General features: G+C 64.2%; 14 protein-coding genes. All 14 read left to right on the top strand.

Annotated features, from left to right (window positions below; all coding sequences use genetic code 11):
- The first annotated feature begins 3 nt into the window (after window positions 1-3).
- Window positions 4-1200 carry an iron-containing alcohol dehydrogenase gene (locus tag ACSQ3I_RS05240; RefSeq protein ID WP_435996716.1) on the top strand — a complete coding sequence of 399 codons (1197 nt, stop codon included), beginning with the start codon at window positions 4-6 and terminating at the stop codon, window positions 1198-1200.
- 217 nt (window positions 1201-1417) lie between these two features.
- Complete coding sequence (locus ACSQ3I_RS05235; protein WP_435996714.1) at window positions 1418-2266, top strand: helix-turn-helix domain-containing protein; 849 nt, start codon at window positions 1418-1420, stop codon at window positions 2264-2266.
- A 286-nt stretch (window positions 2267-2552) separates the two neighbouring features.
- The gene (locus ACSQ3I_RS05230) at window positions 2553-3566 is read left to right on the top strand and encodes a branched-chain amino acid ABC transporter permease (protein WP_435996713.1); all 1014 of its coding nucleotides are present in this window, start codon (window positions 2553-2555) and stop codon (window positions 3564-3566) included.
- Entirely contained in the window at window positions 3566-4651 is a 1086-nt protein-coding gene (locus ACSQ3I_RS05225) for a branched-chain amino acid ABC transporter permease (protein WP_435996711.1), read from the top strand. Before ACSQ3I_RS05230 ends, ACSQ3I_RS05225 begins: the two co-directional genes overlap by 1 nt.
- On the top strand, window positions 4651-5436 hold the full coding sequence (locus ACSQ3I_RS05220) for an ABC transporter ATP-binding protein (protein WP_435996709.1): 786 nt from the start codon (window positions 4651-4653) through the stop codon (window positions 5434-5436). The genes ACSQ3I_RS05225 and ACSQ3I_RS05220 overlap by 1 nt, the downstream gene beginning before the upstream one ends.
- Window positions 5429-7648 carry an ABC transporter permease gene (locus ACSQ3I_RS05215; protein WP_435996707.1) on the top strand — a complete coding sequence of 740 codons (2220 nt, stop codon included), beginning with the start codon at window positions 5429-5431 and terminating at the stop codon, window positions 7646-7648. Before ACSQ3I_RS05220 ends, ACSQ3I_RS05215 begins: the two co-directional genes overlap by 8 nt.
- Window positions 7649-7651: 3 nt before the next feature.
- The gene (locus ACSQ3I_RS05210) at window positions 7652-8482 is read left to right on the top strand and encodes a phosphoenolpyruvate hydrolase family protein (protein ID WP_435996705.1); all 831 of its coding nucleotides are present in this window, start codon (window positions 7652-7654) and stop codon (window positions 8480-8482) included.
- 49 nt (window positions 8483-8531) lie between these two features.
- Window positions 8532-11471, top strand: a complete 2940-nt coding sequence (locus tag ACSQ3I_RS05205) for a flotillin domain-containing protein (protein WP_435996703.1) — start codon at window positions 8532-8534, stop codon at window positions 11469-11471.
- 8 nt (window positions 11472-11479) lie between these two features.
- Window positions 11480-11920 (top strand): SRPBCC family protein, encoded by a 441-nt coding sequence (locus ACSQ3I_RS05200; protein WP_435996701.1) that lies wholly within the window; start codon window positions 11480-11482, stop codon window positions 11918-11920.
- 8 nt (window positions 11921-11928) lie between these two features.
- Window positions 11929-12384: an SRPBCC family protein gene (locus ACSQ3I_RS05195; RefSeq protein WP_435996699.1), complete on the top strand. Its 456-nt coding sequence runs from the start codon at window positions 11929-11931 to the stop codon at window positions 12382-12384.
- A 16-nt stretch (window positions 12385-12400) separates the two neighbouring features.
- Window positions 12401-13213: an FAD binding domain-containing protein gene (locus ACSQ3I_RS05190; RefSeq protein ID WP_435996697.1), complete on the top strand. Its 813-nt coding sequence runs from the start codon at window positions 12401-12403 to the stop codon at window positions 13211-13213.
- A 6-nt stretch (window positions 13214-13219) separates the two neighbouring features.
- Window positions 13220-13702, top strand: a complete 483-nt coding sequence (locus ACSQ3I_RS05185; protein WP_435996695.1) for a (2Fe-2S)-binding protein — start codon at window positions 13220-13222, stop codon at window positions 13700-13702.
- An 8-nt stretch (window positions 13703-13710) separates the two neighbouring features.
- A complete protein-coding gene (locus ACSQ3I_RS05180) occupies window positions 13711-15408 on the top strand; it encodes a xanthine dehydrogenase family protein molybdopterin-binding subunit (protein WP_435996693.1) in 1698 nt (565 codons plus the stop codon).
- Between the two features lies 1 nt (window position 15409).
- Window positions 15410-16432, top strand: coding sequence for a xanthine dehydrogenase family protein molybdopterin-binding subunit (locus tag ACSQ3I_RS05175; protein WP_435996691.1), 1023 nt, complete (start codon window positions 15410-15412; stop codon window positions 16430-16432).
- The last annotated feature ends 114 nt before the right edge of the window (window positions 16433-16546 follow it).

Raw genomic sequence — 16546 nt, 5'->3', positions numbered from 1 at the left:
GCCATGAGGGCGCCGTGGCTTGCCGCGACCGACCGGGCGCGGGCACCTTCGCTGACGGTTGGGACCATGTCGCTGATCAACTATCTCACCAGGATCCATTTCGCCGACGACGTGCTGGAAGAAGCGGTGCTGGCGGAAACCGCAGCACTCGGTATCCGCCGGCCACTCGTCGTCACCGATCGCGGTGTACTGCGCGCCGGCCTGCTTGACCGCCTGCTGGATGCCTTCGACAGCCGCACCGAACCGGTGGTCTTTTCGGAAACGCCGTCGAACCCGACGGAAGCGGCCTGTCGTCAGGCAGCGGAGATTTTCATGGGCAACGATTGCGATTGCCTGATCGGTTTTGGTGGCGGTTCGTCGATCGATCTCGCCAAGGCGGTCGGCATTCTCGTCACCCACGACGGCGCGCTGCAAAGTTATGCGGCGGTCGAAGGCGGTACAGCGCGCATCCGCGACGTCCTGCCTCCCATCATCGCCATCCCGACGACGGCTGGAACCGGCTCGGAAGTCGGGCGCGGCGCGCTGATCATCCTCGACGACGGCCGCAAGCTCGGGCTGCTTAGCCCCTATCTCATTCCCAAGGTGGCGATCTGCGATCCGACCCTGACCCTGACCCTGCCGCCGCTCCTGACCGCCGGCACCGGCATGGATGCGCTGACGCACTGCGTCGAAACCTATATCGCCACCGCCTACAATCCGCCCGCAGACGGCATCGCCCTCGACGGCCTTCGCCGTGCGGCCGCGAACATTGAACGCGCTGTCCAGAAGGGATCGGACCTGCAGGCCCGCCGCGAAATGATGGCGGCAGCGATGAACGGTGCTCTTGCCTTCCAGAAGGGACTTGGCGGCGTGCATGCCATGAGCCATGCGCTTGGCGGCCTCGCCGGCTACCAACTGCATCACGGCACGCTGAACGCAGTTCTGCTGCCGCACATGCTGGAGTTCAATGCGCCCGCCGTTTCGCATCGATACACGGCACTCAAGGACGCCATCGATCTTCCGCGGAGCGACGATCTCTCGGAGGCGCTGTCGCGGCTGAGTTGCCGCATCGGCTTGCCCAAAACCCTCGCCGCCATGGGGGTGGATCGCGCAGCCATCGAGAGAGCCGCACCGCAAGCGGAAAAAGACCATACCAACGGCACCAATCCACGCCGGGCCATGGCGACCGATTATCTGCAGCTTATGAGTGCGGCACTTTAAATGTTCGCAAATGCAAAAAGCGAGATTGCAGATTGTTGTGCAGCGCAGAAAATACGAAGTCGAGTATACTTCTCACATTTACTTTTTTCGATGCAGCAGCTTTAAAACCGCCGGATCCATATCTTTCAGTATCTTTTTTGAAACGCCGCACCTTGCGGGCGCCACCTGTTTCAATGCTTAATTCAAACAATAATAACCGCAAAAGCGGGAGGGAGGAATGAGTACAGCCTTGGCCGTATATCACGGGCTGTTCGGGCGTGCGACGCTTTACAAGCTCAACCGCCCGATGGTGACCCATGCCCACCGCGAAGGGCATCTGGCTTTTTTCGTTCAGGGCGCGCCCAGCGTCATTACCGCCTCCGGAATGGACTGTCGTATCGACGGGGGCACGGCCAGCGCCGTGAACCCGTGGCAGGCGCACAGTTTCACGCCGGGCGATATGGAAATCGGCACGCTCTTTCTCGTCCTCTACATTAAGCCGATCTGGTTCCTGGAGGTTGGCCGCAGCGCCCAGAGCGCGCTTCGCTTCGGCCGCGACAGGATCATCGTCACGCCGCAGATCCACCGCCTCGTACAACTGGTATCGACGCTGTTGCTGGAGGACGAGCAGTCCAACCTTTTCGACGGCTATCTCTACGAGTTGACGCGCGAATGTTACGACCAGACATGGCAATGGTCGCCGGATGCCTCGCCATTCGGTGACGAAAGCACGCCTTTCAATCAACAATGGAGCGGCGTGCGCGACTACCGCGTGCGCAACTCGATCCGGCTGATGAACGAGCGCATCGGCGACGAACTGGCGCTGGATACGATCGCCCGCGATTCCGGCCTGTCGCGGCCGCATTTCTACAAGCTTTTCCGTGAACATGCCGGGCTGACGCCGAATGTCTACCTGAACACGCTGCGCATGGAAAACGCCATCGACAAGCTGACGCGCACGAAGACGCCGATCACCACCATCGGCCTCGATCTCGGCTTCGCATCGCAGGCCAGCTTTACCCGTTTCTTCACGGCCAATGTCGGCATTCCTCCGACGGACTATCGACGCGTCGCCTACGTCGGCTGACGCTGGACGCGCCCGCCTGCGCCATGGAACGAAATCTTGTCGGTTCAGGCCGAGAAGATGTGCGTTTGCAGACACTTGGCCTTGCAGAAAACATCCGCTGCGCTTTTGCCGATTGGATGGGAAAGGATGAGACTGAAAGGTACGGTATTTTCCGGCCACAGTCTTAATCTCCCGGTTAACAACAAAGTCGACCTGCACTGGGAGGATGCAACTTGACCTTTGCGATGGGCCAACTGCGCGCATCCGTCTGCGCCCCTTTGTCGGCCGGAAGGCCGGGGATCGCGCCATGAGGTCGTTCATCAACCGGCAGCCAATCTGGTCGCTGATCATCTTCATCGTGCTGGCATTTTTTGTCTGGGCGATCTTTGCCGCCTGGCCGCCGGGTTTCGAGGATGTCTTCGGCAAGAAGAAGGTGTTCCTCAACGCCTTCTTCAACGGCATCACGCTGGGTGCGCTCTATTTTCTCGTGGCATCTGGCTTCACGCTGATCTTCGGCCTGATGAAGAACGTCAATCTGGCCCACGGCTCCCTCTACATGCTCGGCGGTTACATCGGCTACGGCGTGGCGGTGACCACCGGCTGGTGGCTGCTCAGCTTCGTCGTCGCCTTCATCGTCGTCGGCCTGTTCGGCATTGTGCTGCAGCTGGTGGTCTTCCGCCGCATGGAAGGCGAGGACCTGCGCCAGACGCTGGTGACGATCGGCATTTCCATTGTGCTCGCAGACCTCATGCTGTGGATCTGGGGCGGCAATTTCTACCAGATCCTGGCGCCCGAATGGCTCTCCGGCCCGGTAAAATTGCCGCTTGTCACCGCGCTGAAAAGCAACGGCGAAGCCGTCTACCTTACCTATCCCATCGTTCGGCTGGTTATTTTCCTCGGCGCTGTCGTCGTCGGTGTACTGATGTGGCTGGCGCTGAACCGGACGCGTGTCGGCATGCTGATCCGCGCCGGCGTTGACGACCGCGACATGCTGTCGGCGACGGGTGTGCGCATCCAGCGCGTCTTCGTGCTGGTCTTTGCCTTCGGCGCAGGGCTTGCGGGTATCGCCGGCGTGGTCGGCGGCACGTTCCAGTCGATGGCACCGGGCGAGGATACGCGTTTCCTGCTGGCGTCGCTGGTGGTGGTCATCGTCGGCGGCATGGGGTCCATTCCGGGCGCGGCGGTCGGCGCGCTGATCATCGGCCTCGCCGAGCAATTCGGCTCCGTCTATTTCCCCACCTATGCCGTGGTGCTGACCTTCCTGATCATGGTGGTCGTGCTCGCCTTCCGGCCGCAGGGCCTGTTCGGGAGGACCCGCTGATGGCCACCACGGACCAGTTCACCAGTCGCGTCGACCCCGCCGGCAAGCCACACAAGCGTACCGAACTGCTTGGGCCGGCAAACATTCCCTGGGTCTATTGGGTTCTCGGTTTCATCCTGTTACTGATGCCTGTCGTCGCCAGCAATTTCGTGCTGTTCCAGATTTTTGGATGGGCTTTCATCCTCGGCATGGTGGCGCTGAGCCTTATGTTTCTGGGCGGTTACGGCGGCATGGTCAGCCTGGTGCAGATGTCAGTCGCCGGCCTTGCGGCCTACATGGTCGCGGTCTTCGGCCATAGCGGCGTGGTGCAGATCAGCCTCGGCTGGCCCTGGTGGCTTTCCGTGCCCATGGCGCTCGCCATCGCCACGCTGTTCGGCACGATCACCGGGGCGCTGGCGGTGCGGACGGCCGGCATCTACACGATCATGATAACGCTGGCGATTGCCACCGCCTTCTTCTATTTCGTTCGCCAGAACTACGGCGTTTTCAACGGCTTCAACGGTTTTAACCAGGTGCTGCCGCCGCAGCTCTTCGGCGTCGACTGGCGACAGCCGGTGCCGATCTATTACCTGACGCTGTTTTTCGCGACGCTTGCCTATTTCGTGGTGATCTACGTCGCCCGCTCGCCGTTCGGCCTGGCGCTCCAGGGCGTGCGCGACAATCCGCGCCGCATGGCCGCCCTCGGCTTCAACGTCACGGCGCACCGCATCGCGGCTTATGCTTTCGCCAGCTTCATCGCCGCTGTCGCCGGCGTGCTGCTGGTGTGGCTCAACGCCCAGATCTCACCCGGCACGGTGGCCGTCGGCCCGGCCATCGATATCCTGGTCATCGCCGTCATCGGCGGCATGCGCCACCCGATCGGGCCGTTCATCGGCGCACTGATCTTCGTCGTGCTTCGCACCTTCGCACTCGATATCCTCGTGCTGGTCGGTATTCCGGGCGAGCGGTTCCAGCTGCTCGTCGGCCTTGCCTTCCTTGCCATCGTCTTCTGGTCGCCGGACGGCATCCTGGGGCTGTGGCCACGCTTCCGCGACCGCATGCGCGCGGCTTCGTCGTTGACGTCAGAGCGGGACAGGAGGCTCTGATGGCCGTCAGCGTTGCACAAAGACTGTCTGCCGCCGGCACAGCCAATGCGCTCGAACTGCGCGGCGTCACCCGCATGTTCGGGGCGCTGGCCGCCCTGACCGACGTATCGCTGACCGTGCGCCCCGGCGAACGCCGCGCCGTGCTCGGCTCCAACGGCGCCGGCAAGACGACGCTGTTCAACTGCATCACCGGCGATTTCCTGCCGACCTCCGGCACCATCCGCCTGTTCGGCGAGGATGTCACCGAATTCCCGGCCTATGAGCGTATCCGCCGCGGCCTGCGCCGCACCTACCAGATCTCGCTCTTGTTCACCGGCCTGAGCGTCCTCGACAACATCTACCTCGCCTGTCGCGGCGTGTCGCGCGGCCGCTTCTCGCTGATCCGGCCGCGGCGCAACGAAGCGCTGATGCACTCCGCCGAACAGCTTGCCACCGCCGTGCACCTGATCGACGTGCGCGACACCAAGGTTGCCGAACTGTCCTACGGCCAGCAGCGCCAGCTGGAAATCGCCCTGGCGCTCGCCGGCGCCCCGCGCTTTATCCTCTTCGACGAGCCGGCCGCCGGCCTCTCGCCGACCGAGCGGCGCGAACTGATCGAAATCCTGACCAACCTGCCGGCGCATATCGGCTACATCATCATCGAGCACGACATGGACGTGGCGTTGCGCGTCTCGGAAAGCGTGACGATGATGCACAACGGCCGTATCTTCAAGGAAGGCCGGCCGAGCGAGATCGAAAGCGATCCTGAGGTGCAGGAACTTTATCTCGGAGGCGGCCATGGCTGAGCGCCCGAGATCGTCTGCCCCCATCCTCGAAGTCCGCGGACTGAACGTCTATTACGGCTCCTCGCACGCGCTGCAGGGCGTCGACCTGACGCTGCAAGGCGGCGTGCTCTCTGTCGTCGGCCGCAACGGCATGGGCAAGACGACGCTCTGCAAGGCGATCATGGGCCTCGTGCCGTCCTCCAGCGGCTCGATCCGCTTCGCCGGGCAGGAGCTGCGCGGCAAGGCGCCGGCCGATATCGCCCGCCTCGGCATCGGCTACGTGCCGCAGGGCCGTCGGCTTTGGCGGTCGCTGACGGTGGACGAACACCTGCGGCTGGTGGCCGGCGCCAACAAGGGCGCCTGGTCGGTGGACCGCATCTACGCCACCTTCCCGCGGCTTGCCGAGCGCAAGCAAAACGGCGGCGGCCAGCTTTCCGGCGGCGAGCAGCAGATGCTGGCGATTTCCCGTGCCCTGCTGCTCAACCCGAAACTGCTTGTGATGGACGAGCCGACCGAGGGCCTTGCGCCGGTCATCGTCAACCAGGTCGCCGAGATGCTGGTGCGGCTCGGCGAGGAGGGCGATATCGACGTCCTCGTCATCGAGCAGAACATCGGCGTCGCCACCACAGTCGCGGACAAGGTCGCGATCATGGTCAACGGCCGCATCAACCGCGTCACCGATGCCGTCCAACTGGCGGGCGACCGCGAATTGCAGCAGCGCCTGCTCGGCGTCGGCCGCCATGGCGAGGAGGCGCACGAGCCGGAAACGGCACCGGCCGAAGGCACGGACCGGGGCGCCGCCGAACCGCGTGCCGCATCGACCGTCACCAAGATCTACGTCTCGAACCCGAAGCAGCCGACCCGATGGTCGCAGCCGGTTCCGGTGCGTGTGCTGGAACAGTCGGCCCGGCCGATGACGCAGGTCGGCTCCGGCTCGACGGACATCGGTTCGGCGGAGCTGCGCCAGCTCAACGCCGGCGGCGATATGGCCGTGCTGGTGGCCGGCACGCTCGACACCAAGGGCGAGGAACTGCGTTACATCAGGGACATCATCAAGGCTGCCGGCCTGCCGGTGCGCCTGGTCGACCTCTCGACCTCGGGCAAACATTCCGGCGCCGATATCCCGGCCCACCAGATCGCCGCCTTCCATCCGCGCGGAGCCAGCGGCGTTTTCACGTCGGATCGCGGCACCTCGGTCGCCGGCATGACGCTTGCCTTCGAGCGCTGGATGCAGCGGCGCGGCGCCGTGCTCGGCATCATCAGCGCCGCCGGTTCGGGCGGTACGGCCATCGTTGCGCCGGCGATGCGGGCGCTGAAGGTCGGCATTCCAAAGGTGATGATCTCCACGGTCGCTTCCGGCGACGTGCGCAAATATGTCGGCGCCTCGGATATCTTCATGCTGCATTCGGTCGCCGACGTGCAGGGGCTGAACTCAATCACCCGCGACATCCTGGCGAACGGCGCCAACGCGCTGGTCGGCATCGTCAAGGCGCAGCAGGCAAGCCGGACGGAGACCCGCCGGACCACTGCTGCCGAAGCACCGCGCACGGTCGGCCTCACCATGTTCGGCGTCACCACGCCCTGCGTCCAGCAGATCACCGCCGCGCTCGGCGAGGATTACGAATGCCTCGTCTTCCACGCTACCGGCATCGGCGGCCAGTCGATGGAAAAGCTGATCGACGGCGGCCAGATATCCGCAGTCATCGACATCACCACCACCGAGATCTGCGACATGCTGGTCGGCGGCATCTTCCCGGCGACGGAAGACCGCTTCGGCGCCGTGATCCGCAGGCAGATGCCCTATATCGGCTCGGTCGGCGCACTCGACATGGTGAATTTCGGCGCGCCGGAAACCGTGCCGGAAAAATTCAGGAACCGCCTGTTCTACAAGCACAATCCGCAGGTGACGCTGATGCGCACGACGCGGGCGGAAAACACCGAGATGGGCCGCTGGATCGGCGGTCGGCTGAACGAGATGGAGGGGCCGGTGCGCTTCTTTCTGCCCGAGGGCGGCGTCTCGGCGCTCGACCGCCCCGGTCAGCCATTCCACGATCCGGAAGCTGATCGTGCCCTGTTCCGTGCACTGGAAGAGACGGTGCGAACGACATCCAACCGGCAACTCATCCGCGTACCGCATCACATCAACGACCCGGCTTTTTCGGACGAAATCGTCCGCACCTTCCGCGCCCTGCACGGCGGCGGGCGGCAGCGGCCGGGACGGGCAAGGAGATAAATCATGGCGATCGAACGATCGAAGATCCTCGAAAAATTCCGCGGCATGGTGGCGCGCGGCCAGCCGATCGTCGGCGGCGGCGCCGGCACCGGGCTTTCGGCGAAATGCGAGGAGGCCGGCGGCATCGACCTCATCGTCATCTACAATTCCGGGCGGTACCGCATGGCCGGGCGCGGCTCGCTCGCCGGCCTGCTGGCATACGGCGACGCCAACCAGATCGTTGTCGACATGGCGCGCGAGGTGCTGCCGGTGGTCAAGCACACGCCTGTTCTCGCCGGCGTCAACGGCACCGATCCGTTCCGGCAGATGGATGTGTTCCTCGACGAGTTGAAGCGTATCGGCTTTTCCGGCGTGCAGAACTTTCCAACCGTTGGCCTGATCGACGGCACCTTCCGCGCCAATCTGGAAGAGACCGGCATGTCCTACGGGCTGGAAGTGGACATGATCGCCAAGGCGCATGACCGCGACCTGCTGACCACGCCCTACGTCTTCAATGCCGGCGAGGCGGAAGCGATGGCGAAGGCCGGCGCCGATATCATCGTCTGTCATTTCGGGCTGACGACCGGCGGTTCGATCGGTGCGGAGACGGCCTTGAAACTCGAGGATTGCCCGGCACTGGTCGACGAGTGGTCTGAAGCGGCGCTGAAGGTCAACAAGGATGTGATCATCCTCGCCCATGGCGGCCCGGTCGCCATGCCTGACGATGCCGAGTTCATCCTGAAGAACACGAAAAATTGCCACGGCTTTTACGGCGCCTCCTCGATGGAGCGGCTGCCGGCCGAGACCGCGCTGACCGAGCAGACCGCCCGGTTCAAACAGATCAAGGGACGGTGAGCGCCATGATCGCCAAAACCGTCACGACGCGCATAAGGGGAGAGAAACCATGACTGGACAGCTGATCGGCCAGCTCATTCTTTGGCTTATTCTGGCGGTCATCGTCATCGCTATCATCTATTGGGTGATGAACTGGCTCTACCGGCGCTCGACCAAGGAAATCGCCTTCGTCCGCACCGGTTTCCTCGGCGAAAAGGTGGTGATCGATGGCGGCGCCTTCGTCTGGCCGATCATCCACGACATCACGCCGGTCAACATGAACACCCTGCCGCTGGAGATCGTCCGCAACCGTGAGACGGCGCTGATCAGCAAGGACCGCATGCGCGTCGATGTCGAGGCGGAATTCTACGTCCGCGTCCGGCCGACCCGCGAGGCGGTGTCGATTGCCGCCTCCACCCTCGGCCGGCGGACGCTGGAAGCACAGAACCTTCATGCCCTGCTGTCCGGCAAGTTCGAATCCGCGCTCCGTGCCATCTCGGCCGAGATGAGCATGGAGGAAATGCACGAGCAGCGCGCCGAATACGTCAACCGCGTCCGCGACCTCGCCCAGGAGGGACTGTCGAAGAACGGCCTCGAGCTGGAATCGGTGGCGATCAAGGACATCGACCAGACCGAGCTGCAATATTTCAACCCTTCGAACCGCTTCGACGCCGAAGGTCTGACGCTGCTCATCCAGGATATCGAAAGCCGCCGCAAGCTGCGCAACGATATCGAGCAGGATTCGATCATCAAGATCCGCACCCGGAACCTCGAAGCCGAAAAGCAGGCGTTGGAAATCGAGCGCGCCAGCGAAGAGGCCCGGCTGGAGCAGGAACGCGACGTCGAGTTCCGCCGTGCCCAGCAGCGCGCCCAGCTGGCCCGCGAACGCGCCGAGCGCGACACCGAAGCCGAAAGCGCCATGATCCTCGCCCGCGAGGCGATCGAGAAGAACCGCATCGCCAACGAGCATGCCATCGCCGAGGCCCGCATTTCCGCAGAACGGCAGATCCGGCAGCGCGAGCTGGAGCGGCAGCGGACCATCGAGACGGCCGAGATCGAGACCCGCGAGGAGATCGAAAAGGCCCGCATCCTGCAGGAACGCGCCGTTGCCGAAGCCCGCATCGCCAACGAGCGCGAAACCCAGGCCCGCGAGATCGAACGCCAGAGCATGATCCAGCAGGCCGAGATTTCCGCCCGCGAAAATGTCGAGCGCGCGCGCATCGAGCAGGAACGCAAGGTCACCGAAGCGCGTATCGACAGGGATCGCGAGACGCAATCGCGCGAGATCCAGCGCCAGCGGCTGGTCGACGAAGCCGAGATCGCCGCCCGGGAAGCGACGGAGGGTGCCCGCATCGCCCAGGAGCGCAAGATCGCCGGCGATCGCATCGCCTACGAACAGGACGTCCGCGAACGCGAGATCGCCCGCACCAAGGCGCTGAGCAGCGCCGAGATCCTCGCCAACGAGGAGGTCGAAAAGGCACGCATCGAGCAGCAGGCGCGTATCGATGCCGAGCGTATCACCGCCGAGAAGACCACCAAGAACCTGCAGATCGCCCGCGACGAAGCCGTGGAAACCGCCGACATCAAGCGCCGTGACGCCGTCGAGCGCGAGCGCATTGCCACGGACCTTGCCATCGAGAAGGAGCGGATCGAGCAGCAGCTCAAGATCGACGCCGAGCGCATCGCCGCCGAGAAGGAAACCAAGAACCTGCAGATCGAGCGCGACGAAGCGGTCGAGACGGCCGACATCAAGCGCCGCGACGCGGTGGAGCGCGAACGCATCGCCACTGACCTCGCCATCGAGAAAGAGCGCATCGCTCAGCAGGCGCATATCGATGCCGACCGGATCGCTGCCGAAAAGGACACGCGCAGTCTGCAGATCGAGCGCGACATCACCATCGAGACGGCCGATATCAAGCGCCGCGACACGGTGGAGCGCGAGCGCATTGCCGCCGACCTCGCGGTCGAGAAGGAGCGCATTGCCTCCTCCAAGGAACGGGAAGTCCGCGACATCGAACGCAAGCGTGTCATCGAGGAAGCCGATGAGGCCCGGGTCATCGAGCTTGCCGCCAAGAAGGCGGAACGTGCCGAGGCCGATGCCAAGGTCCGCCAGGCCGAGATTGCCGCGCAGCGCGACGTCGAAACCAAGGAGGTGGAGCGCGACCGTGTTCTCGAAGCCGCCCGGGTCGAACGCAAGCGGGCTATCGAGCAGCTGGAAATCGCGCGCTCGCAGGTGCTGCGCGAAGCCGAGATTGCTTCCCGCGAGGAGGTGGAACGCGCCCGTATCGCCTCGGAACGCGGCATCGACGAAGCCCGCATCACCCAGGAACGCGACCGCCGCAAGCTGGAGGTGGATCGCGAGCGCGAAATCGAGAACGCGTTGATGGAGAAGGCAATCATTCTCTACAAGAAGTCGCTGGAGGAATCCGCCGCACGCGCCGAAGCCGACCTTGCCCGCGCCCGCGCGGCGGAAGCCGAGGAGCAGGTGAAGACCACCCGCGAGACCGAAGAAGCCAAGCGCCGTCGTAACGTCGATATCGTCATGGCCGAGAAGGCGGCGCAGGAAAAGACCATTGCTGCGTCTGCAGAGAAGGTCCGTCGTGCCGTCGAGGCCGAGGCGCAGAAGCTGCTCAACGAGGCCGAGAACGTGCTCACCGACGAAGCCCGCTACTCGCTCTTCCGCCGCAAGCTGCTCGATCACATCGAAGGCATCGTCGCGGCCTCGGTCAAGCCGATGGAGAAGATCAACGATATCCGCATCATGCAGCTCGGCGGTGCCGGGATCGGCAGCGGCGAGGGCGCGCCGCGCAATCCGACCGACGAGGTGATTGAATCGGCGCTGCGCTACCGCGTGCAGGCACCGCTGATCGACAACCTGCTCCACGATATCGGCATCGAGGGCGGCAGCCTGACCAAGATGGGCGGCCTCATCCGCGAGGCAAGCGACCTGCAGCGTGTCGCCAAGGATGCCGCGCCGAAGGGTGCCCCGAAATCCGACGACAAGAAGTGAGGTGAACCGTGGCCCGTGTCTTCGTATCCAGCGTCATCGACGCACCGGCGGCCAAGGTCTGGGAGCGCGTCCGCGACTTCAACGCCCTGCCGCGCTGGCACCCGCGCATCCGCGACAGCCGCATCGAGAACGGCGAACCTTCCGACAAGATCGGCTGCGTGCGCGACTTCCACCTGCAGAACGGCGACAGGCTGCGGGAGAAGCTGCTCGGCCTCTCGGACTACGACATGTTCTGCACCTATACCATCCTCGAAGGGCCGATGCCGCTGACCAACTACATCGCGACGCTGCGGCTGACGCCGGTCTCGGACGGTGACCGGACGTTCATCGAATGGACGGCGGAATTCGATTGTGCCGTGGAAGTCGAGACCGATCTTGTCAACGGTATCGGCACCAACGTCTTTCAGGGCGGGTTCGACGCGCTGAAACGACATTTCGGCGGACGGTGAGGGACCTCATGGTCAAGATCGTCAAGAGCACCATCATGGAAGCGCCGGTCGAAGCGGTCTGGGAAGTCCTGCGTGACTTCAACGGCCACGACCGCTGGCATCCGGCGGTGGCCGACAGCCATATCGAGCGCGGCCACAGCTCCGACAAGGTCGGCTGCGTGCGGCGCTTCCATCTGGTCGACGGCTCGGAGCTGCGCGAGCAGCTCTTGACGCTGTCGGATGTCGATATGGCCTTCACCTACTGCCTGCTCGATACGCCGGTGCCGCTTCTGAACTACGTGGCGCATGTGCGCCTGACGCCGGTGACGGATGGCGACCTGACTTTCTGGGAATGGGAATCGCGCTTCGACACGCCGGCGGGCGAAGAACAGCGACTTAAGGACATGGTGTCGGAGCAGATCTACCAGGCGGGTTTCGAGGCGGTGCGTGCCCATATGGGGCTCACGCCAGCTGCGACGGCTTAAGGAGAGGGAACAGCATATGCCAATGAGCGTGAAGACTTTCGCGCAGGTCGACGAGGCGGCAAGGGCGCTGGCGGCAAGCCGCAGCGCCCGTTATCTCGGTGGCGGCACGCTGATCATGCGGGCGGTGAATTACGGCGACCAGTCGTTCGATACCATCATCCGCACCACCGATCCGCGGCTGAAACAGATCGCCCAGCAAGGGGACCTGCTGGTGATCGGCGCCGGCATCACCATGTCGGAAATCATCGCCAACCGCGAAACGGCGTTCCTGGCGCCGGTGGCGCGCACGGTCGGCGGGCCGGCGATCCGCAACATGGCCACCGTCGGCGGCAATCTTTTCGCCGCCTCGCCCTACGGCGATTTCACCGCAGCGCTCTTGGCGCTCGATGCCCGCGTCGTGCCGGCCGGCGGCCAGCCGGTCGCGCTGGACGACTTCCTGAATGCCCGCGAGCGCAATGCCGGCTTGGTCATCGTCTCGGTGCAGATCCCGCGGCTGCGCGACAGCAATGCATTCCGCTACGTCAAGGTCAGCCGCGTCAAGCCGAAGGGCATCGCCGTGATGTCGATTGCCGCCGTGCTGCCGATGCAGGCGGGGCGCATATCCCATGCCCGCATCGCCTACGGCGCCATGGGGCCGCGGCCGCTCAGGGCGCTTGCCGTCGAGCGGGCGCTGGAAGGACGCAGCCTCGATGAAGCCGGCATCGCCCAGGCACTTGCCGCCGCCACCGACGGCATCGATCCGCCGAGCGATCCGATCGCATCCGACTGGTATCGCCGCCAGATCGCCCCCGTTCATCTCAAACGCCTTCTGCTCGGGCAGAGGAGGTAGCAGCCCATGGCCAAGAAACCCATCCAATTCCAACTGAACGGCAGTGGCCAGGCGATCTTCGCGGAAGAGGGTGCCAACCTGCTCGACGTGCTGCGCCGCGGCGTCGGCGATCTCTCGCCGAAATACGGTTGCGGGCAGGGCACCTGCGGCACCTGTACGGTGCTGGTCAACGGTGAGCCGCGGCTTTCCTGTCTCACGCTTGCGGAAACCATCGAGGGCCAGTCGGTCGAAACAACCGCCGGCCTGGCGCACGGTCCACAGTTGCACGCCCTGCAGCACGCCTTCATGGACAATTTCGCCGCCCAGTGCGGCTATTGCACACCGGGCATGCTGATGGCCGCCAAGGCGCTGCTCGACCGCAACCCGTCGCCGTCGCGCGAGGAGGTGGTTGAGGCGATCTCCGGCAATATCTGCCGCTGCACCGGTTACGAACCCATCATCAATGCCGTGCTCGCTGCCGCCCAGAGCGGTGGCCGCAGATACGGGTGAGGCCTGCCATGATCGAATTTCGCAAGGAATATTTCGCCGACGAACGCGACGACAATCTCAACGAGATCGGCAAGCCGACACAGCGGCAGGATATGCTCGGCCACGTCACCGGCCGTTCGCCCTATTTCGACGACCACCTGTTCGATGGCCTGCTGCACCTCAAGTGCCTGCGCTCGCCGCACCACCACGCCCGCATCCGCTCGGTCGATACGTCGGAAGCCGAGCGCATGCCGGGGGTTAAGAAGGTGATCCGCGCCCGCGACGTGCCGCTCAATCTCAACACGCTCCTGAGCCTGATGGATTTCGGCCTCGACGACGAGCCGATGCTGGCCGACAAGAAGGTCTGTTATGTCGGTGAGCCGGTGGTCGCCGTCGTGGCGGAAACCGAGCGCGCCTGCTTCGATGCGATTGCCAAGATCCGCGTCGATTACGAAGTGCTACCGCATGTGCTCGATGTCGAGGAGGCGATCAAGCCCGGCGCGCCCTCGGTCAACCCCACCTATCCCGCCAACACCTTCCTCTACCACGAGAAATACGACCATCAGAAGCTGCGCTTCGGCGATGTCGAGGCAGCGCTGCGCCAGGCCGATCACATCGTCGAGGGCCGCTACCAGATGTCGCCGATCGAGCAGGCGCCAACGGAAACTTGCGGCGCCATCGCCGCGCCGGAGACCAACAACCGCTTTGTCGTCTACACCTCGACGCAGGCGCTGTTCTTCTCGCTCGGCACTGCCGCGAAGATGTTGAAAGTCTCCTCGAACCGCCTGCATTTCATCGGCGGCACCGTGGGCGGCGGTTTCGGCGGCAAGGTGGATTCGATCCACGAGCCGATGGCGATCCTCGGCTGCATGCTGACGGGCAAGCCGGTGCGCTACGCCTGGGACCGCGAGGAGGAGATGCAGGTCGGTGCGCCACGCGGCGCCGAGCGCTGGTACATCACCGACGGCGTGATGAACGACGGCCGCATCATCGCCCGAAAATTCACCGGCTACTTCGATTCCGGCGCCTATACACGGTTGTCGAGCTACGCCATCATCAAGGGCACCGGTCACCTGCCGGGGCCTTACACGATCCCGAACGTCTCTTCCGACGTCTATTGCGTCTTCACCAACCGCACGCCGGCAACCGCCATGCGTGGCTTTGGCATCACCGGCGTCGATTTTTCCATTGAGGCGCATATGGACAAGGTGGCCTCGAAGGTCGGCATGAACCCGATCGAGTTGCGCATCCTCAACTCCTACCGCGACGGCGACATGAAGGCGCATCGACGGCTGGCAAAGAACACGGCGCTGATCGAATGCTGCCAGGTGGTCGCCGAAAAGGCCAAGTGGAAGATCGGCAACGAATACAAAGCAATGTCGTCGCTGAAGGGCGGCGGCGGCGAGCGGGCATTGATCCCGGCCCATACGGTGATTGACCAGAAGGGGCTGGCGCGCGGCGGAAACGGCTCGTCCGGTTTCGCCTATCAACCGCAGCCCTACACGCCCTCGACGCCGACGTTCCTCTCGACGCCGGCTTTCCCCAGCGTGCCCGCCTATACCCCGGCACCAAGCTATACGCCGGCAGCAGCAGAGCGGCGACCGGCCTCCGGTACATCTGAACCGGTTCCCGGTCATCCGCCGGCAGCGCCGCAGCCGGCTGCGCCCGCTGAACAGCGGCCGGCCGTCAACCGCTTCTCGTCGATCTCAGGCCTCAGGAGACGCTGACATGAGCCTTCACCGCGGACGCGGCTTCGCCTCCATCAATTATCCGATCGGCATGAATCTCGGCGGTGACCCGAGCCAGGCATTGGTCCATTCCAATCCGGACGGCAAGTTCATGGTGGCCTTGTCCTCCATCGATCTCGGCCAGGGCATGAAGTCTGTGACACGGCAGATCGCGGCGGAAACACTCGGCATTCCGGTTGAGGACGTCTATGTCGATACCGCCGATTCCGACACTGGCCCGCACTGCATGGGCTCGTTCGCCTCGCGCGGCACGCACCGCGTCGGCAACGCCGTCATCGCTGCCGCCAAGGAGGCACGTTCGGTGATGATGGAAGCGGCCGCACAGGAGCTGGAAGTCAATCCGGACGATCTGGTGACGGACGGCAAGGGCAACATCCACGTCAAGGGCGCGCCGTCGAAATCGATCACCACGGCGGCAGCCTGCGGCGCCGCACAGTTCAAGCAAGGGCGTACGGTTTCCGGTCGCGGCATCTTCCTCGTACCGCTCTCCGACGTCGATCCCGATACTGGCGAGATGACGCCCGTCACCTGCTTTGCCCATGCGGCGATGGTCGTCGATATCGACGTCGATGACGAAACCGGCGAGGTGACCGTCGTCGAGATGAACAGCGCCTATGAGGTCGGTCGCGCGCTCAATCCACGCCTTGTCGAACAGCAGCTGATCGGCGGCGCCTGGATGGGCATGAGCCACGCCTTGTGGGAGACGACGGAGCCCTACTATCCCGACCGCATCCACGGTCCGGTGGATTTCAACGAATACCTGATGCCGGGGCCGGGTGACATCGCACCGCACCACATTTCTGTTTTGGAGCGCCCGGCGCCGGATGGTCCGTTCGGCGGCAAGGGTCCGGGGGAGATGTGCGCCAATCCGGTGTTGCCGGCAGTCGCAAACGCCGTGTTCAATGCCGTCGGCGTGCGTATCGACGAGCTGCCGATCACCCCGGAAAAGATCCTACGCGGGCTGGCCGCTATCGGCGGTGCGCAGCCGCAGCCGAAGTGGTGACATGAGATGAGGCTGGGAAACCGGACGATTGGGTGGAGAACGTTGCCGCATCACCTTCTCCCCTCGGGGAGAAGGTGGCCCGAAGGGTCGGATGAGGGGACGATATACGGCAGG

This window comes from Rhizobium sp. LjRoot30, from assembly GCF_964253915.1.
In the GTDB taxonomy this organism is placed as follows: Bacteria; Pseudomonadota; Alphaproteobacteria; order Rhizobiales; family Rhizobiaceae; genus Metarhizobium.
The sequence above is the reverse complement of the archived record's forward strand: the minus strand, read 5'-3'. Positions and strand labels throughout refer to the sequence as shown.